This window comes from Streptomyces sp. NPDC056361, from assembly GCF_042262805.1.
Classification (GTDB): Bacteria; Actinomycetota; Actinomycetes; order Streptomycetales; family Streptomycetaceae; genus Streptomyces.
On the sequence record NZ_JBHJQI010000004.1, the window covers coordinates 1 to 22,602 of the forward strand.

Below are 22,602 nucleotides of genomic sequence, written 5' to 3' on the forward strand. Positions count from 1 at the left end.
GGAGTGAGGGACCGGGCCCGGCGCCGTCACGGCGCCGGGCCCCGGTCACGTCCCCCGTCGGCTCCCCGCCTCGCTCCGCGTCAGTTGTGGCCGAACTTTCGTTCCTTGCGGTGGGACGCGTGCTCCACCAGCGGCATCGTGGTCTCGCGCTTCGGAGCCGCCGCGGTCTGCTCCTTCGCCGCCGCCTCGGTGCGGTGCTCATGACCGCCGGTACGGGCTCCCCGGTTCGTCCGGGTCTGTTTCTTGCCCACGATCGTGCCTCCCGTGAGGGGTGTCGGACTGTGGTCCGTATCCCCTCAGCCTGGCACGGGGGCGGGAAAGCCGCATGTCAGGGCGTGCGGCCGAGGACGCGGGTGAAGGCGGCGAGCGTCCTGGTGCCCGCGGAGCGGTCGAGGACGGCGAAGACGATCTCGTCGAAGTGGCCGGCGAAGCGTCCGCCGCCGGTGAGCAGTGCCTTGAACGACCCGGCGACCTCAGCCGGGTCGTTCATGAAGACGCCGCAGCCCCAGGCGCCGAGCACGAGCCGGCGGTAGCCGGTCGCGGCCGCCGTCTCCAGGACCCGCTCGGCGCGGGAGGCCAGGGCCGCGGGCAGCTCGTGGGCGCGGTCGGGGGTGGTGCGGCGGACGACGCCCGCGTTGGGCGCCGGCGAGGTGAGGAAACCGACCGTGAAGGGTTCGGCGAGCAGGGCGCCGTGGTCGTCGCGGAAGACGGGCACGCGTGGGGAGTGGATGACGCGGTCGGTGTAGAAGGCGTCCCGCTCGGCGCGGTGGTGGGTGTAGTAGGCGGGGGCGCGCAGCAGGGTGGCGTGGAGGGCGGAGGAGCGGCACAGGGCCTCTTCCTGGGCCTGGGCGCCGTTGAGGTATCCGCCGCCGGGGTTGCGGGCCGAGGCGAAGTTGAGGACGGCCACGGGGCGGGAGGCGTCGGCCCCGGTCATCCTGCGGGCGGCCGCCAGGCTGCTCTCGCCGGTGACGTCGAGGGTGGGTGTGCGGTCGGTGTCGGGGGTGACGGCGACGGGGTCGGGGCCGTGGAGGCGGGTTCCCGACAGGGCCGCGGCCAGGTCTTCGGCGAGGGAGACGGTTCGTCCGTCGGGGGCCTGGTAGTGGCCCGCGGCCACGATCTCCTCGGTCTGCCGCGCGATCGCGCGCAGTCGTGCGCTCATGCCGTCAGGATGATCGTTTCGTCGGCGGTGGGGCAACGGGATTTCGCCGGGTGCGGGACGGGGCGGGCTCGGGCGGGGCTGGGCGGGACCCGCGAGGGAAGGGGTTTCGGACGAACAGGGGCACAGGGGGAGCACGCGGTGCCTTTGAGGCGCTCTTGCATGCCGGTCGGAGGTGGCTTTAGGTGGAAGCAGCGACTTCCCGGGGCGTGTCCCCATGACCTGGAGGTGCACGGATGGACCCGAGCGGCATACCGCGCGGCGGGCCCCCTCTCACCGAGGGAGAGGCGGAGGACCTGCTGCGATGTATCTGCTTCAAGACCGGCCCGCCCCGCACGGTGGGGGCGGAGCTGGAGTGGCTGGTGCACGATCTGCGGGACCCGCGGACGCCCGTACGGCAACCGAGGCTCGCGGCGGCGGTCGACACCGTGCGGACGCTGCCGCTGGTGTCGCTCCTGACCTTCGAACCCGGTGGGCAGCTGGAGCTCAGCTCGCGCCCGGCCGGTTCCCTCATGGAGTGCCTCGACTCCCTCGCGGCCGACCTGCGGGCGGTGCGGGGCGCGCTGGGGCCGCTCGGTCTGACGCTCAGCGGGTACGGGGTGGATCCGTGGCTCGCGCCGCGCGAGAGGGTGCTGCACGAGCCCCGTTACGACGCGATGGAGACGGCGCTCGGCCGGACCGGTACGGCCGGGCGGGCGATGATGTGCGACTCGGCCTCGGTGCAGATCTGCCTCGACGCGGGCGTCGAGGAGCCGGGGCCGCTGGGCTACGAGCGGCGCTGGCGGCTGGCCCATCTGCTGGGCGCGGTGCTGGTGGCGGCGTTCGCCAACTCGGCCGTGCACGGCGGCCGCCGGACCGGCTGGCGTTCGACGCGGCAGGCGCTGTGGGCGGATCTGGACCCCGTACGGGCGCTGGCGCCTCCGCCCGACGGCGAGCCGCGCACGGAGTGGGCGGCTCATGTGCTCGACACCCCGGTGCTGTGCGTGCGGGCCGACGAGGGTCCGTGGGCGGTGCCGGAGGGGCTGACGTTCCGGGAGTGGTTGCGGACGGGCCTGCCGCGCCCGGCCGACGCGGACGATCTGCGCTACCACGTGACGACGCTGTTCCCGCCGGTGCGGCCCCGCGGCCATCTGGAGCTGCGGATGGTCGACGCGCAGCGGGGTGCCGACGGCTGGATGGTCCCGGTGGCCGTGACGACGGCCGTGTTCGAGGACGCGGCGGCGGCGGAGACCGTCTACCGGGCGCTCGAACCCCTGGGGAAGCGGGCCGGTTCGGGGCCCGCTCCGCGCAATCCGCTCTGGTCCGCGGCGGCCCGTGACGGCCTGACCGATCCCGAGCTGCACGCCGCCGCGCGGACCGTGTTCGCGGTCGCGCTCGACGCGCTGCCGCGGGTCGGGGCGAGCGAGACGGTGCGGCGCGCGGTCGCCGCCTTCCAGGAACGGTACGTGATCCCCGGGAGCTGCCCGGCCGACGAGCTCCAGGCGGTGACGTCATGACCGAAGGAACGGATCCGGAGGCCCTGCGCAAACGTGCCCTCGACGCGCTGACCGTGGCGCGGGCGCGGACGGCGCTCCTCACGTCCTGCGTGGAGGACGGCGAACTGACGGCGCAGCACTCCCCGTTGATGTCGCCGCTGGTCTGGGACCTGGCGCACATCGGCAATCAGGAGGAGCAGTGGCTGTGGCGGGCCGTCGCCGGGCGTGAGGCGCTGCGGCCCGAGATCGACTCGCTCTACGACGCGTTCGAGCATCCGCGGGCCACCCGCCCGTCCCTTCCGCTGCTCGCTCCCCGCGAGGCCCGCGCGTACGCGGCGGACGTACGGATCCGGGTGCTCGACGTGTTGGAGAGCACGCCCCTGGAGGGTCGGCCGCTCCTCGACGCCGGTTTCGCCTTCGGGATGATCGCCCAGCACGAGCAGCAGCACGACGAGACGATGCTGATCACCCACCAGCTGCGGAAGGGGCCTGCGGCACTGTCCGCTCCCCCGCCGCCGGTGCGGCGGTCCGGGCCGCTGCCGTCCGAAGTGCTGGTGCCGGGGGGCCCGTTCACGATGGGGACCTCGGACGAGCCGTGGGCGCTGGACAACGAACGGCCGGCGCATCCCCGTCTGGTGCCCGCGTTCCACATCGACACCACGCCGGTCACGAACGGCGCGTATCTGGCCTTCATCGCCGACGGCGGCTACACGGAGCGGCGCTGGTGGCGGCCGGAGGGCTGGGCGCAGATCCGGGAGCACTCCATCGGCGCGCCGTTGTTCTGGCGGCGTGAGGGCGGGCAGTGGCTGCGCCGCAGGTTCGGCGTGGCGGAGCCGGTGCCGGAGGACGAACCGGTGCTGCACGTGAGCTGGTACGAGGCGGACGCCTATGCGCGCTGGGCGGGCCGCCGGCTGCCGACGGAGGCCGAGTGGGAGAAGGCCGCGCGGTTCGACCCGGTGTCCGGGCGTTCGCGGCGCTATCCGTGGGGCGACGCCGATCCGGGTCCCGAGCACGCGAACCTCGGCCAGCGGCACCTGCGTCCGGCCCCCGCGGGGAGCTACCCGGAGGGCGCTTCGCCGCTCGGCGTACGGCAGTTGATCGGCGACGTGTGGGAGTGGACGGCGAGCGACTTCCTGCCGTACCCGGGGTTCACGGCCTTCCCGTACAAGGAGTACTCAGAGGTGTTCTTCGGCCCCGAGCACAAGGTGCTGCGCGGTGGTTCGTTCGCGGTGGACCCGGTCGCCTGCCGGGGCACGTTCCGCAACTGGGACCTGCCCGTGCGGCGCCAGATCTTCTCGGGCTTCCGGACGGCGCGCAGCGCGGAGCTGGACTGATGTGCCGTCACATCGCCTTCGTGGGCGATCCGGTGGCGCTCGGCGAGCTGATCCTGCGGCCGGAGCACGCGCTGCTGCACCAGTCGTGGGAGCCCCGTACGCAGGCGAGCGGGGTCGTGAACGCCGACGGCTTCGGCGTGGGCTGGTACGCGGAGGGCGATCCGGTGCCCGCGCGGTACCGGCGGGCCGGACCGATCTGGGGCGACCTGTCGTTCGCGGACCTCGCCCGGGTGGTGCGCTCGGGGGCGGTGCTCGCCGCCGTACGGAGTGCCACGCTGCCGGGCGCGGACGGGGAGGCCGCGGCGGCGCCGTTCGCCGGCGGGCCCTGGCTGTTCAGCCACAACGGGGCGGTCGCCGGCTGGCCGGGCTCCATGGCCCCCCTGGCGGCCACGCTCCCGGCCGGGGAGCTCCTGTCCCTGGAGGCGCGGACCGACTCGGCGCTGCTGTGGGCGCTCGTGCTGCACCGGCTGCGGGCCGGGGACGCGCCCGGCCGGGCGCTCGCCGACACCGTGCGGGAGGCCGCCGCCGCGGCGCCCGCGTCCCGGCTGAACCTGCTGCTGACCGACGGCGCCACGATCGCCGCGACGACCTGGGGGGACAGCCTCTGGTACCTGACGGGTCCCGACCGGGTGGTCGTGGCCTCCGAACCGTACGACGTCGATCCGCGCTGGCGGGAGGTGCCCGGTCACACGCTCGTGACCGCCACCTGCACCGACGTCACCCTCACCCCGCTCAAGGAGCCGTCCGCGTGAGCCCGTTCCAGCTGACCCGTACCCTCGCCCACGACGCCGCCGGCGCCGACCTGCGCGCCGACGTCCTGCACGGGCTGACGCGCTTCCCCAAGGAGCTGCCCCCGAAGTGGTTCTACGACGCCCGGGGAAGTGAGCTCTTCGAGGAGATCACCCGGCTGCCCGAGTACTACCCGACGCGGGCGGAGCGGGAGATCCTGGCGGAGCGGGCCCCGGAGATCGCCGCCGCCACCGGCGCGAGGACCCTGGTGGAGCTGGGCTCCGGCTCCTCGGAGAAGACCCGGTTCCTGATCGACGCGCTGCTCCCCGGTCTGGACAGCTACGTCCCCGTGGACGTGAGCGAGTCCGCGCTGACCGGGGCGGCCGAGTCGCTGCTCGCCGAGCGGCCGGGGCTGCGGGTCCACGCGCTGGTCGCCGACTTCACCCGGGGGCTCGGGCTGCCCGGAACGCCGGGGCCGCGTCTGGTCGCCTTCCTCGGCGGCACGATCGGCAACCTGCTGCCCGAGGAGCGGCGGACGTTCCTCCGCTCGGTGCGGGCGATGCTCTCGCCGGGTGACGCGCTGCTCCTGGGCACGGACCTGGTGAAGGACGAGGCGACGCTCGTCGCCGCCTACGACGACGCGGCCGGGGTGACGGCCGCCTTCAACAAGAACGTCCTGTCCGTGATCGACCGGGAGCTGGGCGCGGACGCCGACCCGGACGCGTTCGACCACGTGGCGGTGTGGGACGCGGATCGCGAGTGGATCGAGATGCGGCTGCGCGCCCGCCACGCGCTCACCGTGAAGATCCCGGAGCTGGACCTCGTGGTGCCGTTCGCGGCGGGCGAGGAGATCCGTACGGAGGTGTCGGCGAAGTTCCGTCAGGCGGGTGTCCGGGCCGAGCTCGCGGAGGCGGACCTCGACCTGGACCGCTGGTGGACGGACGGTGCGGGCAGGTTCGCGCTGTCGCTCGCGACGGCGCGCTGAGCCGCGGCGGCGAGCGACTTCCGGTCCGGGTGCCGGGCGGCGGGTATCCGCTCCGGCAGCCGGACCTCCGCGGTGAGGCGGCGGGTGGTGACGACCCGCCACAGCGAGGCGCCGAGCGGGTCGTCGCCGACGTAGGCCGCCGCCCCGGCGGGCCGGTAGTCGATCCGTACCGGCTGGACGTCGGCCCCGCCGTCGAGCGCCGCCTGGAACGCGGCCGGCCGGAAGCGCCCGCCGGCCCGGCCGCACCAGGTCGACCCCTCGGGGAAGACGACGACCCGGCCGCCCGCCCCGAGCACCCCGGTCATCGCGCGTACGGCGCCGGGCAGGGCCCGGAGCCCGTCCCGGTCGAGGAACAGGGTGCCGCCGAGGGCGGCGAGCACCCCGAGGACGGGCCAGCCCCGCACCTCCGCCTTGGCGACCATCCGGCCGGGCAGCACGGCGGCGACCAGGGGGATGTCCAGCCAGGAGACGTGGTTGGCGACGACGAGGAGCGGGCCCGCGGCCGGTGCGTCGCCCGCGTACCGGACGCGTACGCCGAAGGCGCGGACCACGGCCCGCACCCAGGAGCGGACGAGGGCGAGCCGGGCGGCGGGCGGGAGCAGCGCGGTGCCGGGAGCGAGGAGCAGGCCGAGGAGGACGGTGCCGGTCCCGGCGGCCAGCCGCAGGACGGCGAGGGCGGCACCGGCGGCCTCGTGGTCGCCGCCGGTGTGCGGGTGGGCGGCGCAGCGGCCCGGGGTGCAGGGCGCCGTGGGGAGCCACGGCGAGGGTGCCGTGGGCCCGTTCACCGCGCCGGGGCGAGCGACAGGAAGTGCTGGAGGTAGCGCGGGTTGGTGCGGCGCAGTGAGAGCAGGACGTAGAGGTCGGCGACGCCGAAGTCGGGGTCGTGCGCGGGGGCGCCGCAGACCTGGGCGCCGAGGCGGAGGTAGCCGCGGAGCAGCGGCGGGAGCTCGGTGCGGCCTTCGGGTCGGGTGATGCCGTCGGGGCTCCACAGTTTGTGCGGGGTGACCCAGTACTCCTCGGGCGCGAGGTGCTTGGCCTTGACGGTGTCCCAGGTGGCGGCGGCGAGGGCGCCGCCGTCGGCGAGGGGCAGGGAGCAGCAGCCGGCGAGCCACTCGTGTCCGGTGTCGGTCATGTAGCGGGCGAGTCCGGCCCAGATGAGGGCGATGACGGCGCCGTTGCGGTGGGCGGGGTGGACGCAGGAGCGCCCGACCTCCACGAGGTCGTGCCGGATGGGCGCGAGCCGGGTGAGGTCGAACTCGGACTCGGCGTAGAGGCGGCCGGCGACGGCGGCCCGCTCGGGCGGCAGGATGCGGTAGGTGCCGACGACTTCGCCGGTGGTCTCCTCCCGGACGAGGAGGTGGTCGCAGTACGCGTCGAAGGCGTCGATGTCGAGGCCGGGCTCGGGCCCGTCGATCCGGGCGCCCATCTCGCCGGCGAAGATCAGGTGGCGCAGCCGCTGGGCGGCCCGTACGTCCTCCTGGTGGCGGGCGAGGCCGACGACGTACCGGGGGGTGGGTTCCTGCTGCTCGGCGGGGACCGCGGGCTGCGCGGGGACGGCGAGCAGGGGCGTCGGTGCGGGGACGGCGGGCGGGGGTGTCGGGGCGGAGACGGCGAGCAGGGGCGTCGGTGCGGTCATGGCGGGCTCCTCCGGCGGACGGAAGCGGACGGGGCGGGCCGGGCCGCTTGCGCGGTGGCCCGGCTCCCTACTTCTTCCGTGACCGGCTGGATTCGAGTTGACCGTCCGGGGGATCGCCGGTGTGCGAACGCTGAATGCTATTCGGCGAGCGTGTCCGTGATGGCGCCCGAGGCCTCCTTGGCGGCCTTCAGGGGGTCCTCGCCCATGAGGACGGCCGTCATGTACGGCTTGATGGGGTTGTCGCCCTCGACGCTGGCCCACTGCGGGGAGTTGGGGGTGGCCCGGCCGCGCACGGCGCCCTTGGCCATGACCGCGGTGGCCTCCTGGTTGGCGACGACGGAGGCGAGGCTCTTCTTGTTGGGCACGTACCCCATGGTGCGGGCGAGCTCGGACTGCCACTTCTCGCCGGCGAACGCCTTGACGACGTCGATGGCGGCGGTGCGCTGGGGCGCGTTCTCCGGGATGATCAGGTCGGAGCCGCCGGTGAAGACGGCGCAGGGCTGGCCGGCCTTGGCGCCGGGTATCGGGAAGTAGCCGAGCTTGTCCTTGAGCGCCGGGTTGGCCTTGAGGATGGCGGCGACGGCGCTGGGGGTGGCGATGAGCTGGGCCACGTCGCCCTTGGCGAAGACGTCGGCCTGCGGCGGGTTCTGCTCGTCGGCGTTCTTGGGGCCGGCGCCGAGGGACTGGAGCTCCTTGTAGTAGGCCATGCCGCGCCGGGCGGCCGGCGATTCGAGCGCGCCGGTCCATTCGCCGCCCTTGTCGACGGCGAGTTCGCCGCCCTCGTCCCAGATGAAGCCGGCGAGGGTGTACCAGTCCTGTCCGGCGAGGTAGATGCCCTGGTTGCCGTCCTGGTTGAGCTTCTCGGTGTCGGTGAGCCACTCGGCGCGGGTGGCCGGCGGCTCGTCGATGCCGGCGTCCTGGAAGAGGTCCTTGTTGTAGATGACGATGCGGTTGGCGGCGTACCAGGGGATGCCGTACTGGGAGCCGCCGATGCTGCCGGGTTCGGCGAGGCCGGGCACCCAGTCCTCGCTGCCGAGGTCGCGCACCGACTCCAGGGTGAGGTCGAAGAGCTTCTCGGTGTCGGCGTACTGGGCGACCTGGGTGTTGCCGACCTCGATGACGTCCGGTCCGCCGGAACCCTCGATGGCCTCGGTGACCTTCTTCCCGATGCCGGTCCAGTCCTGGATGGTGACGTTGAGCTCGACGCCGTCGTGCTCGTCCTCGTACGCCTCCGTGAAGCGCGTGAGGAAGTCCTCGCTGACGCTGTCCCTCATCAGCCAGATGTTGACGGTCTTCGTCTGGCCGCCTCCGCCCGGCAGCATCCCGCAGCCGGCGAGGGCGAGCGCGGTGACGGCTGCCAGGGGGCAGGCGAGATGGCGGTTCTTCACGTGGGTCACCTTCTGCGGTTCAGCACAGGGGCGTGCGGCATGGGGGGCTGACCCGACATGGGGGGACCGAACGGGGTGTTCGCGCGGGTATGTGGCCTGGATTCTGGTCTGGACCAACGGGATGGTCAAGTCCTGGACCATCCCGTTCCGACCCGAGGTCGGGCAGGCCGAGCCCTTACCTCCGGTAGCCCTCGTGCGCCGCCCGGCCCTCGTCGTGTCGCGGGCCGACGCACCCTGGGGCACCGTGGAGGGAACGCACCGAGAGGAGCTCCGCCCCCATGTCGAACCACACCTACCGCGTCACCGAGATCGTCGGCACCTCCACCGAGGGCGTCGACGAGGCCATCCGCAACGGCATCCACCGCGCCTCGCAGACACTGCGGGGCCTCGACTGGTTCGAGGTCACCCAGGTGCGCGGCCACATCGTCGACGGCGCGATCGAGCACTACCAGGTCGGCCTGAAGGTCGGCTTCCGCCTGGAGGACGAGGTGGCCTGAGAAGCCCCCTCCCCCGTCCGCCCCTCCACCCGACCGTCCGACCGACCGCCGGCGGCGGCCCCGCTCAGGTACGGCCCTCCTTCTCCTGGGCCTCCCGCAGCGTCTCGGAGGGCTCCGCCCACCGGGCGCGCACGACCCGGAAGCCGGCCGCCTCCGCCGCGTCGCACACCGCCGTGTCGTCGTCGACCAGCATCCTCACCGTGCGGTCGGCGGCGAGTCGGCGCAGGATCTCCACCTTGGTCACCCGGGCCGGCCGGAAGTCGCGGTTGCGCCGCATGTGGATCGCCCCCTCGGGGAGACCCTGCTCGGCGAGCCACGCCACGGTCGCCCGCCGGCACCGCTCCGGCCGCCCGGTCAGGTAGACCACCTCGCACTCCTCCGCCGCCTCGCGGCACAGCGCGACGCCCTCGTCGAGCGGCGGATCGTCCGGCGCCGCCGCGAAGAACGCCTCCCAGTCCTTGGGCCTGCGCTCCAGGAAGTGCTGGCGGTGCGCGGTGCCCGCCAGGGTGTTGTCGAGGTCGAAGACGGCCAGCGGCCTGTTGTCCGATGTCACGGGCCCCAGCGTAGGAGCCGCACGACGAGGGCGCCCCGGGATTCCGTGGCGGTCCCGCACCGGGTTCCCTGGCGGGTCCCGGTGCGGGTGCCCGGGGTCAGCGGGCGCGGGGGTAGCCGAAGAGCGGCAGGTCGGTGGTGAGGGCGTCGGCGAGGATGGTCGTGCCGAGCTCGTTGGGGTGGAAGGACTGCTGACTCACCAGCGGGTTGAGGCCGGGGAAGCCGCCCTTCGCGCCTTCGCCGCGGGTGGGCTTGGGAATGCCCGCGTTGACCGCCTCGGGGTTTCCGCACACCCCTCGGGAGCCGAACCGCTCGATCGGATCGGTGAAGTGGACGTCCATCCGGTCGGGCCACTCGCGGAGCTCCTTGACCACCGCCGCGAGCGTGTCGCGCAGGTGAAGGGTGATCTTCCCCATCCACTCGACCTCTCCGGCCTCCGGATTGTAGAAGGCGGTCTGACCGGGCTGGGGCGTCGTGTCACAGGAGGCGGTGAACAGCTTCACGTAGCCCATGAGGACGATCTTCGCGTTGGGCGCGGCCTGGGCGATCTGTTGCAGCGCCGTCTTCACGGAGGGCCCGACCTTGTCCGTGATCCGCTTCCTCGTCGTGGCGTCCAGGTTCAGGACGAGGTTCTCGTGACAGGCGTCCGTTGCGAAGCAGGTGGCGAAGATGTCCGCGAATCCGGCGTCGTTGCCGCCGATGGACAGCAGGACCAGCGTGGTGTTCTCGTCGAGGAACCCCTTGTCCAGCTGCGGGGGTTCGAGGTGCTGGCCCTCGGCCGCCAGTCCGAAGGCGTTGCGCACCGGCTCCTGACCGGGCGCGGCCGTCGGCAGGAGCATCTGCGTGCGGGCGCCGCTGCACGCCAGGAGGTGCGCGTCGACCTCGGGATCCCAGACGTCCGTCCGGTAGCCGAGGGTGTGCAGGCTGCCGGGCAGCCGTGCCTTGCGCGACCAGGCGGCGTACGAGCGGTGGCAGGCGTTGGCGTAGGGCGTCAGGCCCATGCGGTCGGACTCGGGGTAGTACTTCGCGCCGTCGATCGGCGACGCCCCCTCGCCGGCCGCGAAGGAGTCGCCGAGGACGACGACCTGGTGCCGCGGCTTGCCGGGAAGCGGCTGGAACGCGACCGCGTCGAAGGCGATGTCCTCCTTGCCGTCCGGCGCGCCGCCCGTGATCGAGGTCAGCTCGACGCGCGGCCGCCCCGTGAACCGGAAGGCTCCCAGCGGCACCCAGCGGTTCTCCTCCGTGCGCTGGAGCAACGTGCGGCGCTTGGGCCCGTCGGCCGTATGGACGGTGTACGCGGCCTGCTGCGTGTGGGCGCCGTGGTTCGGCATGTGGACCATGACCCGCGCCCAGCCGTCCAACTCGCGTCCGAGTTCCCAGCGTCCGGTCACCTTCAGGCGGTCGCCGAGGGCCCCGGCGCGGCTGTGGGTGAACCAGAAGTGCCCGCCGAATCCGCCGCCGATCTGGTGGAGGTCGGCCTTGGAGAGGTAGTCCCCGGTCTGTCCGTCCTTGGCGAAGTCGAAAGCGAAGGTGCCGTCGCTGCGCCGCGGGCAGGCGGTCGGCGTGATCGCGGGCACGTCGGCGGGGACGTCGTCCACGACGAGGACGCCCTGGGGCAGGTCCTCGGCCTGGCAGTTCGGCTGATGGACCGGCACGTCGGGCGGGTTGCCGTGCACTCCCGCGTCGAACCGGATCTTCTCGTTGCCGCACTCGGTGGCGCAGTCGTCCTTCCATTCCACCGACCCGTGCCACCAGCACTTCAGGTCGTACTTTCCTGTGGCGGGGTTGATGTGCCCGCAGTGGCTGGGCGGTTCCGGCTTCTCCCCCGGCTTCGAGGGCATCACCGACGGGTCGTCGGGCACGAACGTGCGGCGCTGGTCGCAGTCGTTGGCCTCCACCAGGCAGAACAGGAAGCGCGGCGGCTTGACCTGGGCGCGCTGCTCGGGAGTGTTCCACCAGGCGGGCTGGAACCCGGCCCCGTCGTTCCCGGTGGTCTTGCCGATGGAGTTCGCGGCCCAGCCCAGGACCTTCTCCGGGTAGGGCCAGTCCTGGGGGTGGGAGGCGTCGCTGGGTCGGCCGTCGAGGAACGGGTGCCGGTTCTCGGCGTAGTGGGCGTTGGCCGGGTTGTTCAACCAGCCGAGCCCCCAGGGGACGCCCGCTCCCTCCCTGGCGTAGAAGCCGCTGTTGTACGCCCAGACCGCCATGAACCAGTTCTCGGGGCGGGCCGGGTCCCCGTCGTGGACCTTCATGCCGTACGCGGCCTGCTCGTTCCACTTCTCGGCCAGGATGCGCGCGCCCGCCGCGAGGTTCGCGGCGTAGTCCACGGCGATGGCCCGCTGCTGGTCGGGCGGCAGGGCGACCTCGCCGGGCTTGGTGCGGCCGGCCATCCGCATGCCGTCGGTGACCTGGGTGATGCCGTAGCCGCAGTCCGCGTGCGTCCAGTCGACGTCCCACTTGTTCTCGTCGGCGGCGACCTTGAACGGGATGCCGTAGTAGTTCCCGATCAGCGGGTTGCCGGTCAGCCCTTCCACGGTGTGGCGGGACGCCTGCCACATGTTGGATTCCTGCGCGGTGATGCCGAGCAGGATCTGCGCCGGGATCCGTCCGCCGCCCGCGAGAGGGACGGGAGGGAACATGCGGTTCGGCGCGTACGCGGGCAGGCCGGAGCCCTTCCAGTTCGCCGGCCGCTCCAGGTCGAGGTGCCCCTGGGCGAGCATGTCGGCGGCCCACTCCACCTGGTGGGGGGTCGGCTGGTAGACCTGCGTGCGGACGTCGCCCCGGGGGACGGAGCAGGTGCGGTCGGCGTCGACGGGATCGTGCGGGTCCTCGGCCGCGCGCGGTCCTGCCATGGGACGCCCCGCGGGGCGGGGGGACGGGGCGTGTCCCTGTTCCGATCGGGCGGGGGTCCGCCGCTCCACGGGGACGTGGGCCACGCTCTGCCGTCCGGTGCCCACGGTCACCGTCGTGACGCGCGGCCCGTCGGCGGTCCGACTGCCCGGTCCGAGCTCCGTGTCGGTCACGGCGATCGCGCCGGTCGAGGAGGGCGTCGCCGTGGCCGGCACGGCGAGCCGGGACGCGGTCGCCGGCAGTGCCCCTTCCGTCTCCCCTGGTACCGCGGCGGTCTTCGGAGCGCGCGTTTCGCCGGGAAGTCCCGTGAGGAACACCCGGCCCCCGGCCCCCGGGGAGAGGCCGACGCGGCCGGTCGCGCCGAGCGCGTAGGAGTGGGTGCCGCCCTGGTGGTGCCGGCGGACACGCACCTGATCAGCCGTGTGGTCCATGAACCAGACGGCGCCCTCGCGGTCGGGGTGGAGCTCGAACGGCGTGCCCGTCGAACGGGCCAGGGTGTGCAGGGATCCGTCGGGGTCGACCCTCACCACCCGGGGGCCCGACGCCGCCACCAGCCCCTGCGAGGTCGGCACGGCGGACGTGACCTGACCGGCCGCCGTCACGGGATCGCCGAGGGTGCCCGAGGCGGTGTCCAGGCGCATCAGCCGGGTCTGCCCGAGGTCGGTGTCGCCCGCCTGCGTGAGCACGGCCTCCTCGCCCGCGCCGCATCCCGGGTTGTAGTACGCGAGGGTCGTCCGCACCGGCAGTTTGCGCACGGCGCCGGTGTCCAGGTCCACGACCGCCGAGAAGCCGCCCCGCAGGAAGAGTTCGGACCGGTTGGTGAACGCCCGGGGCGCGTAGACGACCACGAGTCTGCGTCCGGAGGCCGTCAGGCAGGCGTTGCCGATCCAACGGTCGGTGTCGATCCCGGGCTCGGAGAGGGAGGTGACGGTTCGCCAGGCATGCCCCTCCGACTTCCGGGCCACGAGGACGTGGAAGCCTTCCTCGTCGCCGACGCCGGTCCACGCGAGGTCGCCGCCGGGCTCCACGGCCGTCACGGAGACCGGCCGTGGGCTGGCTCCGGGAGCGGCTTCGGGGATCGAGGGCGCGACGAGTCCGATCGCGGCCGCGCACGCGAGAGCAGCGGCGAACAGGCGCATGGGGACCTCCAGGGACGAGCACTGTGATCACCCATGACGTTACGCAGCGTAATCATCCCTGGCCATCCTCCACAGGAGTGGCCGTGTGGCGAGTTCTCGCCGCGCTGCGGCGGCGCGCCTCCCGGGAGCCGGCCCCGGCCCGCCGGTGGCTCAGAAGTCCCAGCTCATGTGGTTCGGAACGATGTAGGGAACCTCCCACTGCTGCGCCCGGGCCCCGTTGGCCCGCGAGCCGTCGGCGATCTCCAGGGCCTTGCCGCTGTTCCAGTTGTAGATCAGCGTCCGCCGGTAGCTGGCGTACGGGAAGTCCCAGATCTGGGAGGCGACGTTGGCGCACGTCCACTGCTGCGCGCGGGCGCCGTCGGCACGCGAGAAGTCCGCGATCTCCAGGCACTTGCCGCTCTCGACGTTGATCAGACGGTAGTTGTGGCGCTCCTGCTGCCACTCGTCGTACCAGACCCCCCTGAGCTCCCACCGCCAGGACTGGTGCCGGACCCCCACGCAGTCCCACTGCTGTGCGCGGGCACCGTCCGCGTGCGAACCGTCCGCGATCTCCAGGCACTTGCCCGTTCCGACGTTCACGAGGCGCCCGACGTGTCCGTCGGGCGGGAAGATCGACGGGAGCGCCCTCCCGCTCCTCGCCGAGCCGGAGTCGACGGGCTCGGCCGTCGCCGGGGCGACGGAGAAGGCGGCGAGCAGGGCGGCGCAGGCGAGTGCGCGCAGCACTCTGGGCAGCCGGACACGATGCGACACGGTGACTCCTCGGAGAGGGGGAGGCAAGATCGGGAACGGCGAATGTACTGACGCGAGGCGAGAAGGGGCATCGGCCGTCCGTGTGGGACCGGCGCGCGCCGGAACGTCCGGTTCTCGACCGAACGGGAACCGTGCGCCCCCCCGACGCCGCCACCCGAGGTGAGGCGGAACGACTACCCGCGGTGACGGGAGGCGGTGTGCGGACCGTCCCGGCGCACCGGACGGCCCGGGCGGGAAAGTCATCTAAAATTGCCGCGGGCTGCGGCCGACCTCGATCAGGGAATCCCGGGGAATCGCGTGACCACCGTGTGTCACAGGGGTGCGGGACACCGTCTCCCCCGCCCACGAACAGAAGAACCCCGGGGAGAAGTGAGGTATGCCGGTGATCTGCGTCGGAGGCATGATCGGAATCGGCAAGACGAGTGTGGCCGAGCTGCTGGCCAAGGAATTGGGCAGCGAGGTCTTCTACGAGAGCGTCGACGACAATCCGATCCTTCCGCTCTTCTACTCGGCCAGCCCCGAGGAGATCCAGGCGAACCGCTATCCCTTCCTGCTCCAGCTCTACTTCCTGCAGACGAGGTTCGCCGCCATCAAGGAGGCGTACAAGCAGGGCGACAACGTGCTCGACCGGTCCATCTACGAGGACTGGTACTTCGCCAAGGTCAACCACGAGCTGGGCCGGATCAGCACCCTCGAGATGCGGGTGTACGAGGGGCTGCTCGAGGAGATGATGCGCGAGATCGACGGCCTGCCGTACCGCAAGGCCCCCGATCTCATGGTCTACCTCAAGGCGGACTTCGAGACGGTCATGCACCGCATCGGGCTGCGGGGGCGCGATTTCGAGCAGGACGAGAGCCTCGTCGAGTACTACCGGACGCTGTGGTCCGGTTACGACGACTGGGTGCACAAGCACTACTCGGCCAGCGACGTCCTCGTCGTCGACATGAACAACACGGACGTGGTGAACAACCCGGACGACGCGGCCCGTGTGGCGCGCGAGGTCAGGGAGGCCCTGGCGGAGGGCGGGCGCCGCGTCGTCTGACCGGCGCCCGCCGGGGTGACGTCGGCTATGCCGGGGGGAGCCCCAGGAGGAGCGGCGAGCTCAGCCGGGCGTCCGGGTGCATCCGCAGGAGCTGGTGGACCACGCCGGACAGCCCGGGGAGCAGTCCCGGCGCGAAGGCCTCCTTGGCGAGGCCGCCGACGGGGCCGCGCTGCTCGATGCCGGTGAGGAGCTCCGCGTCGGCCCGCGCGGCGGACGGCCCCTCGTAGCCGTTCAGGCCGCGCAGCCGGTGGAGGACCTCCCAGAGTCCGAGATCGCCGTGGCAGAGGGTGTGGCTCCAGCCGAATCCCTCGCGCAGGCCGGCCGGGCCGGAGCGGAGCGCGGTGTCCAGGTGGCGGGGGTCGCCGGTGCGCTCGTGGAGGTCGACGGCGGCCAGGCCTATGCCGGTGCTGCCGTGACACCACGCGGTGGGATGGTCGACCTCTCCCCCGACCCGTGCGTCGGCCCAGGCCCGTTCGGCGGGCGAGTACAGCGACTCCTCGAAGTCGTGGGCCAGGGAGCCGAGTTCGTACCACCGGCGCCGGTCGGACGTGCTGCCGGCGGTGGAGAGGGCGAGCCTGGTGAGCGCCCAGCCGGCGCCGGTGGCGCCGTGGGCGAATCCGCCGATGCCCTCCGGGAACATCACGGTGGACCAGCGGGCCCCGCGGTCGTCGAGGACCGCGGTCGCCTCCAGTCGCCGCCCGGCCTCGGCGGCGACGTCCACCCACCGTTCCTGGCCGGTGAGTTCGGCGAGGTCGAGCAGGGGGACGATCACACCGGCCACGCCACCGAGCACGTCGAGCGCCCGGTCCTCGGCGATGAGCTCGGGAGTCAGCAGCGCGGCCCTGGCCCGGGCGCGGTCGAGCGGTCCCGACGTGCCGAGGACCCGGTGGAGGGCCGCCCAGGTCCACACCTGCGAGGCGATCCCGGTGAATCCGCCGAGCTGGCGGGTGGGCGTGGTGTCCTCGGTGGCGGCCAGCACCTCCAGGGCGCCGGCGAGCACGGACTCGACGCCGTCCACCGGGTCGGCCCGCCCGGCCCGGTGCTCCCGCACGTACTCCGCGAGGGCGAGGGCGACACCGCCCTGGCCGGTGTAGAGGTCCGCGCCGAGCGGGCGGACGGCCCAGCCGTAGTCCGTGAGCACCGGACTGATCCACGTCGCGGTGGCGTCGGCACCGCGTACGGCCGCCGCGCAGACGGTCTCCACGGCCGCGGCCGCCAGGGCGCGGCGGCGCCGGTCCAGGTCCTCGGTGCCCGGCGACCGGGCGGGCGTCCGCACCCGGTCGGGAAGCTGCCGTTCGTTGAGGTAGGCGCCGACCAGCGCGCTGCGGATGGTGTCGCGCTCGCGGGTGAGGTCCGCCTGCCGCCATCCGGTCAGGAAGGCGGACAGCCGCTGTGCGTCCACCCGCTCGCCGAACACGGGGACGTCGCCGATCAGCAGGTCCGCGATCTCCCCGTCGATCACGGCGGGTTCGCGGGGCGCGCCGGGCGCGGCGAGGGCGTTGCGGTGGAGGATGTCCCGTGCCCGCGCGAGGCCGGCGTCGGGGTCGTGGAGCGAGGCCGGGTGCCAGAGCATCCGGCCGATGTCCGTGTACGCCTGCGTGGGCCGGCGGATCCTGCGGACGAGGCATCCGTCGAAGGCCTTCAGCAGCGTGCCGAGTGCCCCGCTCGCGTCGAGTTCCGCCAGCGTCCCGGTGAGCGTGTCGAAGCCGGTCAGCACCTGGTCCCAGTGGCGGATCAGGACCGGCTCGGGGCTGGGGTGGTTGCCGGCCGGCGGCAGGTCCACCACGCCGATCTCCATGCGGGCGGTGTCGAGCCCTCCGTCCGCGATGAGGGGGACGCGGATCCGCGGCTGCTGGCCGGGCAGGCCGCCCGCGGCCGACAGGTCCACGCCGGCGAGGGCGTAGCCGTCGGTGCGGAGCGGCAGGATGCCGGTGCGGAGCACGGTGGTGCGGATGGTGCGGGCCGCCCGGTCGACGGCGTCGCCGCGCCCGCTCGGCGGGACGTCGACGTCGGGTGTGAACAGGGCCTCGGCATCGACCACGGCGGGCACCGGGCCGTGGGCCACCAGGTTCTCGGCGTGCAGGTCGGTCCCGCCGAGGAGGCGCATCACCGCCAGCCATCCGCCCAGGGCGCGGTAGAAGCGGGCGAGTTCCGCCTCGTCCCGGCAGTAGTGGTGGCCGAGGTGCTCGGCCCAGCCGTAGCCGTCCCGCACCACCGTCCTCGGTACGCCCAGGTCCTCGGCGCCGGGGAGGGCGGCGACGAAGGAGCGCAGTGCGGCGTCCACCTCCACCGGCCGCGGCTTGTACATGACGCTGCCCCGCTCGAAGAGCACCCGGGCCACCGCCCGCCCTCCGTGGTGCGTGTCGCCGCGCGCGAGCTCCACGGCGCGCAGGGGGCCCTGGTCGTCGCCGAGCAGGCGGGCGATGGCCTCCCGGTCCGCGGCCAGCCGGGTGCCGAGTTCCAGCGCGCCTTCGATCAGGAGGCGCCCGGAGGCGAAGGCCCGTTCGCGCAGCGCCGGGTACCGCCGGTGCAGGGTCTCGGCGAACTCGGGTGCGGAGGCGTGCCGGACGAAGGCGTCCCAGCGGGCGGCCGGGTCCGCGCCGGGCAGTTCGCCGGCCAGGGCGGCGGCCCTCAGTTCCAGCAGGAGCACCCGGTTGAGCCGGAGCTGCAGCGTGCGGCCGAGGGCCTCGCGGGTCGCCTCGCGCAGGACCGTCCGCTCGTCGGCGGCCAGCCCGGTGAGCTGCGGGATCCGGTCCGCCAGCTCCGCGAACAGCGGGGTCGCGAACGCGTCCACGGGTGCCGCGAACCATCCCTCGGGCGGTGCCCCGTCGGCCGAGCTCGCCGCTGCCACCGGTTCCACCATGCTGGTCCTCTCCTGACGACGGGTGCACGTGATCCGGCCCGGGCCGGTGGTGCGTCCCCGCGAGCCGCCCCGGCCGGCCGTACGCGTCCGGTCGCGGTCGGTCGGACCCCGGCCGCGGCGGGCCGGGGCGGCGTCGCGGGCCGGGGAACCCGTCAGGGCTCCCCGGGTGGTGCGTGCGGTGCCGTACGGCGGTGCGTCAGCAGCAGTAGCTGTGCCACGAGCCGGTACAGCTGCTGCACCCGGTGAGCAGCGCCTCGGTGGCGTCGGTCAGCGCGGCCTCTCCGGCCGCCCCGCCCACGTAGAGCGGGCCGGCCGGGTTGTCGGTGCCGAAGGCCGTCTCGGCACCCTGGAGCCAAGCGGTGACGATCTCGTCGGTACGACTGGCGGACATGACGGGCATGCGGTTCCTCCTACGAATCGCAGGGAATGCGCGGAGCTACAGAATCCACCGGAGGAAGTCCGTCCGAGACCTGCCAGAACCGGTCATTCTTCCGTCAGGTGTGCGGACGCGTCCGGAGGCCTCCGTCTCGCCGCCAGGCCCGTGCCCACCGATCGGCGCGCCGGGGCGCGAGCCGAGGTGAGCGGCGGTGCCCACCCCCGCGCGCCCCGTCCGGCGGACCCGCCCGGACGAGGGCGCCTCGGAGGGCGAGCGCGCCCGTCAAGGGGTGCGGCCTTCGCACATTCGGCCATTCACCGTCCGCGGGCGGCGGTCCGGTCCTCAGCGATCGGAGCCGTGCGCGCGCTCCGTCCCGCCGGATCCGGTGCCGAGGTAGGCCTCGCGCACGGCGGGGTCGGCGTGGATCTCGGCAGGGGTGCCTTCGGCGAGGACGCGGCCGAGGTCGAGTACGACGACGCGGGAGCAGAGGTCCATCACGAAGGCCACGTTGTGCTCGACGAGGAGCACCGCGCAGTTCCTCTCGGAGGCCGTTCGGCGTATGAGGGAGGCGAGGCGCCGGCGCTCGTCGGGGGTGGTGCCGGAGGCGGGTTCGTCCAGGAGGAGGACGCGGGGCGGATCGGCGAGGGCGCGGGCCAGCTCGACCATGCGGGCCTGGCCGACGGGCAGGCCGCCCGCGTAGGCGTCGGCGAGTGAGTCGATCCCGCAGTCGTGGAGGACGGCGGCGGCCCGCTGCCGGTGGCGGCGCGCGGCGGGGCGTACGCCGCCGCGCCAGTCCTGCGCGACGACGAGGTTGTCCGTGACGGTCAGCTGGCCGAAGAGCTGCTGGCGTTGGAAGGTGCGGCGGATGCCGTGCCGGGCGCGCCAGGACGGCGAGCGGCGGGTGACGTCCGTGCCGTCGTACGCGATGGCTCCGGCGTCCGGTCGCCGGATGCCCGACAGCACGTCGAAGAGCGTCGTCTTGCCCGCGCCGTTCGGGCCGATGAGACCGCAGATCTCGCCGGGGCGCACGGAGACGGTCACGCCGCGCAGGGCGTGGACGCCGCCGAAGCGGACGTCGATCCCGCTCGCGTGGAGCAGAGGGTGGTTCATCGGCGGGCTCCCGTCCCCAGGTAGGCCTCGGCGAGCCGGTCGCGGTCCACTGCGGATCGCGGGCCGGACCAGGCGATCTCTCCCTGCGCGAGGTACGCGACGGTGTCGGCGACGTCGAGCGCCTCGGCGGCCTTCTCCTCGACGAGGACGAGCGCGGTGCCGTGGGCGCGGAGTTCGGTCAGGAGGTGGAAGACCTCGTCGACGACGCGCGGCGCGAGACCGAGGGACGGCTCGTCGGCGACGAGGACGGCCGGTGGCCGCTGGAGGAGCGGGGCGAGGGCGAGGAGCTGCTGCTCGCCGCCGGACAGGGACCCGGCGGCGACGGTGCGGCGGGCGGCGAGCGCGGGGAAGCGCGCGAACACGGCGTCCCGGTCCTCGGCCTCCGTCAGCTGCAGGGCCAGGTTCTCCTCGATCGAGAGGCCGGCGAACACGCCCCGGCCTTCGGGGGCAAGCCGCACCCCGCGGCGGGCCCGGGCGACGGCCGCGTCGCGGGTGGCGTCCTCGCCCCCGACCCGTACGACGCCGCCGGTCGGCCGGAGCAGTCCCGCCGCCACCCGGCAGAGGGTGGACTTCCCGGCCCCGTTGGGCCCGAGCAGCACCAGCACCTCGCCGGGGCGCACCGCGAGATCGACGCCGTGCAGCACGGGTGCGCCGCCGTACCCGGCGCGCACGCCGCTCAGCCGGAGCGCACTCGGCGTCTCGGCGGGGTCGCCGCCCTCTCCCGGGTCGGTGCTCCCGGGGCCGGCGGCGTACGCCTCGGGCGTACGTGCGCGGGGCGGCGCGGCCGGGCGGTGGCCCGCCGCCTTCGCGGCGCGGCGGGCCGCGCGTCTGGACGGCAGCGCGGCGCAGTACCCGTCCGGGTCGTTCGCCAGCGCGAGCCCCGCCAGGCCGAAGAGGATCACCGGGAGGTGCGCGGACTCCGTCACGTACGTCGTCATCAGGTGCGGGACCACGGCGAAGACCAGCCCCGCCACCACCGCGAACTGCGGCCTGCGCACGCCGGCGGCGACCACCACCGCCAGCCACACCAGACCGGTCATCGCGGTGAAGTCCGTGGCCGTGATGCGGGTGTTGTACGAGGCGTAGAGCACTCCTCCGAGGCCCGCGAGGCCCGCGGACACGGTGAACAGGAGGAGCTTGGTGCGCACCACCGACACCCCCGACGCCGCGGCGGCCTCGGGGGCGGAGCGGACCGCGAGCATGGCCCGGCCCCAGCGGGAGCCGCGCAACCGGGTCAGCAGCGCGACGAGCACCGCGCTGAGCAGCAGGAGGGCGAGCCCCATCGCCCGGTCGTCGGCCAGGTCCACGGGGCCGGCCACCGGCCGGGGTATCTCCCATCCGGTGTCGCCGTTGCGCAGCCGGCCGAGTTGGAAGAGCACCTGGTCCGCCAGGAAGGCGAGCGCGAGCGTGGCCAGGGCCAGTGATCGGCCGCCGAGCCGCAGGGCGGGCAGCGCGACGACCGCGCCGAGCAGCGCCGCCACCGCCGTGCCGGCCGCCGCGGCGGCCACGAAGGGCCAGCCGTGGCTCATCAGCAGCCCCGCGACGAGGGCGGCGGCGGTGACGAACGTGGCCTGGGCCAGGGACACCATCGCGCCGAGGCCGGTGACGACCGTGAAGGACATGAACACGATCCCGATCGCGAGCCCTTGGGCCAGGATCCCGCTCCAGAAGGGGGTGGTGACGGTGTAGAACGCCGTGCCGAGCAGCACGCCGGCGACGACCCAGGCGCCCCAGCGGCGGCCCCACCCCTTCCCCGCGAGGTAGTCGACCGGGGGTGGGTCCGCGGCCGCCGTGCCCGCCGCGCGCTGCCGCCGCACCAGGACGACGAGCCCGGCGAAGAGGATGAGGAACGGCACGGCCGTGCGGAGGCCGGTGATGTCGTCGGTGAACGACGCGTACCCCGCCACCAGGTTCTGGAGGACGCCGAGCCCGAGGCCGCCCGCGAAGGCGAGCGGCACCGAGACGAAACGCCCGAGGACCGCCGCAGTGGCCGAGACGAACAGGAACAGCGTGTAGTCGTGCGCGGAAAGGCCGAGGAGCGGGGTCGCGAGGACGCCGGCGAGGCCCGCGAGACCGGAGGACAGCATCCACGCGATCGAGGACAGCCGGTCCGCGCTGATGCCCCGCAGCTCGGTCAGCGTGCGGTCGTCGACCGCCGCGCGCAGCCGCAGGCCGAGCCGGGTGTGCCGCATGAGCACCCACAGGCCGGCGGCCACGAGGGCCGTGGTGATCCAGGTGATCAGCTGGTCGGAGTCGACGCCCACGCCGTCGATCGGCTGCCAGGACACGGCGGGGCTCGGCCCGACGCCCGGCAGTCCGAACTGGTTCTCGGCGGGCAGGACGGGGGCGCCGGCCCGCTCCAGGAGTTCGACCGTCCACCGTCCGGCCGCCGGCAGCGCGACCAGCAGGCCGATCGTGGCCACGATCTGCGCCGTCTGCCCGACCCCGGCCAGCTTTCTGAACATGAGCCGGTCCAGGACTCCACCGAGACCGGGCGCCACCACGCACACCAGCAGCAGCGCGGTGGGCACGGCCGGCCAGCCGAGACCGGAGTGGAGCTCGTAGAACGCCAGCGCGCACAGGTAGGCGGTGGAGCCGTGCGCGAAGTTGAACACCCCGGAGGCGGAGTACGACAGCACGAGGCCGGTCGCGAGCAGCGCGTACAGCGCGCCGGAGACCAGTCCGCTCAGGACGAAGCCCAGCAGGTCACCCACCTGACGCGC

The 22,602-nt window shown here is 73.8% G+C and carries 18 protein-coding genes; 6 read left to right on the top strand and 12 right to left on the bottom strand.

Translation table 11 applies throughout. The annotated features are described in order from the left end of the window. Positions 1–80: 80 nt before the first annotated feature. Entirely contained in the window at positions 81–251 is a 171-nt protein-coding gene (locus ACFCY7_RS02010; RefSeq protein WP_367827039.1) for a hypothetical protein, read from the bottom strand. 77 nt (positions 252–328) lie between these two features. After that, a complete protein-coding gene (locus ACFCY7_RS02015; protein WP_376480512.1) occupies positions 329–1,159 on the bottom strand; it encodes a TIGR02452 family protein in 831 nt (276 codons plus the stop codon). Positions 1,160–1,392: 233 nt separating this feature from the next. On the opposite strand from ACFCY7_RS02015, the gene egtA reads away from it, so the two are divergent. The 4 genes from egtA to egtD are packed head-to-tail and all read left to right on the top strand — an operon-like array spanning position 1,393 to position 5,679. Further along, positions 1,393–2,652, top strand: a complete 1,260-nt coding sequence (egtA, locus tag ACFCY7_RS02020) for an ergothioneine biosynthesis glutamate--cysteine ligase EgtA (RefSeq protein WP_376480513.1) — start codon at positions 1,393–1,395, stop codon at positions 2,650–2,652. Further along, positions 2,649–3,965 carry an ergothioneine biosynthesis protein EgtB gene (egtB, locus tag ACFCY7_RS02025; protein WP_376480514.1) on the top strand — a complete coding sequence of 439 codons (1,317 nt, stop codon included), beginning with the start codon at positions 2,649–2,651 and terminating at the stop codon, positions 3,963–3,965. Before egtA ends, egtB begins: the two co-directional genes overlap by 4 nt. Continuing rightward, positions 3,965–4,717: an ergothioneine biosynthesis protein EgtC gene (gene egtC, locus ACFCY7_RS02030; RefSeq protein WP_376480515.1), complete on the top strand. Its 753-nt coding sequence runs from the start codon at positions 3,965–3,967 to the stop codon at positions 4,715–4,717. The genes egtB and egtC overlap by 1 nt, the downstream gene beginning before the upstream one ends. Next, positions 4,714–5,679 (top strand): L-histidine N(alpha)-methyltransferase, encoded by a 966-nt coding sequence (egtD, locus tag ACFCY7_RS02035; protein ID WP_376480516.1) that lies wholly within the window; start codon positions 4,714–4,716, stop codon positions 5,677–5,679. Before egtC ends, egtD begins: the two co-directional genes overlap by 4 nt. On the opposite strand, the gene ACFCY7_RS02040 is transcribed toward egtD, so the two are convergent. The 3 genes from ACFCY7_RS02040 to ACFCY7_RS02050 form a co-directional block, all read right to left on the bottom strand. Further along, positions 5,574–6,464 carry a lysophospholipid acyltransferase family protein gene (locus tag ACFCY7_RS02040; RefSeq protein WP_376480517.1) on the bottom strand — a complete coding sequence of 297 codons (891 nt, stop codon included), beginning with the start codon at positions 6,462–6,464 and terminating at the stop codon, positions 5,574–5,576. The genes egtD and ACFCY7_RS02040 overlap by 106 nt on opposite strands. Beyond that, on the bottom strand, positions 6,461–7,315 hold the full coding sequence (locus ACFCY7_RS02045) for a GNAT family N-acetyltransferase (protein WP_376480518.1): 855 nt from the start codon (positions 7,313–7,315) through the stop codon (positions 6,461–6,463). The genes ACFCY7_RS02040 and ACFCY7_RS02045 overlap by 4 nt, the downstream gene beginning before the upstream one ends. A 137-nt stretch (positions 7,316–7,452) precedes the next feature. Beyond that, positions 7,453–8,703 (bottom strand): extracellular solute-binding protein, encoded by a 1,251-nt coding sequence (locus ACFCY7_RS02050; protein WP_376480519.1) that lies wholly within the window; start codon positions 8,701–8,703, stop codon positions 7,453–7,455. A 278-nt stretch (positions 8,704–8,981) separates the two neighbouring features. Between ACFCY7_RS02050 and ACFCY7_RS02055 the strand changes: the two genes are divergently transcribed. Next, a complete protein-coding gene (locus tag ACFCY7_RS02055) occupies positions 8,982–9,200 on the top strand; it encodes a dodecin (protein WP_376480520.1) in 219 nt (72 codons plus the stop codon). Positions 9,201–9,264: 64 nt separating this feature from the next. On the opposite strand, the gene ACFCY7_RS02060 is transcribed toward ACFCY7_RS02055, so the two are convergent. The 3 genes from ACFCY7_RS02060 to ACFCY7_RS02070 all read right to left on the bottom strand — a co-directional run bounded on the left by ACFCY7_RS02060 (position 9,265) and on the right by ACFCY7_RS02070 (position 14,488). Beyond that, the gene (locus tag ACFCY7_RS02060; RefSeq protein WP_376480521.1) at positions 9,265–9,753 is read right to left on the bottom strand and encodes a hypothetical protein; all 489 of its coding nucleotides are present in this window, start codon (positions 9,751–9,753) and stop codon (positions 9,265–9,267) included. A gap of 97 nt (positions 9,754–9,850) precedes the next feature. Continuing rightward, complete coding sequence (locus tag ACFCY7_RS02065) at positions 9,851–13,738, bottom strand: GDSL-type esterase/lipase family protein (protein ID WP_376480522.1); 3,888 nt, start codon at positions 13,736–13,738, stop codon at positions 9,851–9,853. Positions 13,739–13,888: 150 nt separating this feature from the next. Further along, on the bottom strand, positions 13,889–14,488 hold the full coding sequence (locus ACFCY7_RS02070; RefSeq protein WP_376480523.1) for an RICIN domain-containing protein: 600 nt from the start codon (positions 14,486–14,488) through the stop codon (positions 13,889–13,891). Positions 14,489–14,864: 376 nt separating this feature from the next. On the opposite strand from ACFCY7_RS02070, the gene ACFCY7_RS02075 reads away from it, so the two are divergent. Continuing rightward, entirely contained in the window at positions 14,865–15,530 is a 666-nt protein-coding gene (locus ACFCY7_RS02075; RefSeq protein ID WP_376480524.1) for a deoxynucleoside kinase, read from the top strand. A gap of 25 nt (positions 15,531–15,555) precedes the next feature. On the opposite strand, the gene ACFCY7_RS02080 is transcribed toward ACFCY7_RS02075, so the two are convergent. The 4 genes from ACFCY7_RS02080 to ACFCY7_RS02095 all read right to left on the bottom strand — a co-directional run bounded on the left by ACFCY7_RS02080 (position 15,556) and on the right by ACFCY7_RS02095 (position 22,593). After that, positions 15,556–18,393 (bottom strand): type 2 lanthipeptide synthetase LanM family protein, encoded by a 2,838-nt coding sequence (locus ACFCY7_RS02080; protein ID WP_376480525.1) that lies wholly within the window; start codon positions 18,391–18,393, stop codon positions 15,556–15,558. 196 nt (positions 18,394–18,589) lie between these two features. Beyond that, positions 18,590–18,793, bottom strand: coding sequence for a DUF6229 family protein (locus ACFCY7_RS02085; protein ID WP_367827027.1), 204 nt, complete (start codon positions 18,791–18,793; stop codon positions 18,590–18,592). Positions 18,794–19,111: 318 nt separating this feature from the next. Continuing rightward, positions 19,112–19,879, bottom strand: a complete 768-nt coding sequence (locus ACFCY7_RS02090) for an ABC transporter ATP-binding protein (protein WP_376480526.1) — start codon at positions 19,877–19,879, stop codon at positions 19,112–19,114. Beyond that, a complete protein-coding gene (locus ACFCY7_RS02095) occupies positions 19,876–22,593 on the bottom strand; it encodes an ATP-binding cassette domain-containing protein (RefSeq protein WP_376480527.1) in 2,718 nt (905 codons plus the stop codon). Before ACFCY7_RS02095 ends, ACFCY7_RS02090 begins: the two co-directional genes overlap by 4 nt. Positions 22,594–22,602 lie beyond the last annotated feature (9 nt).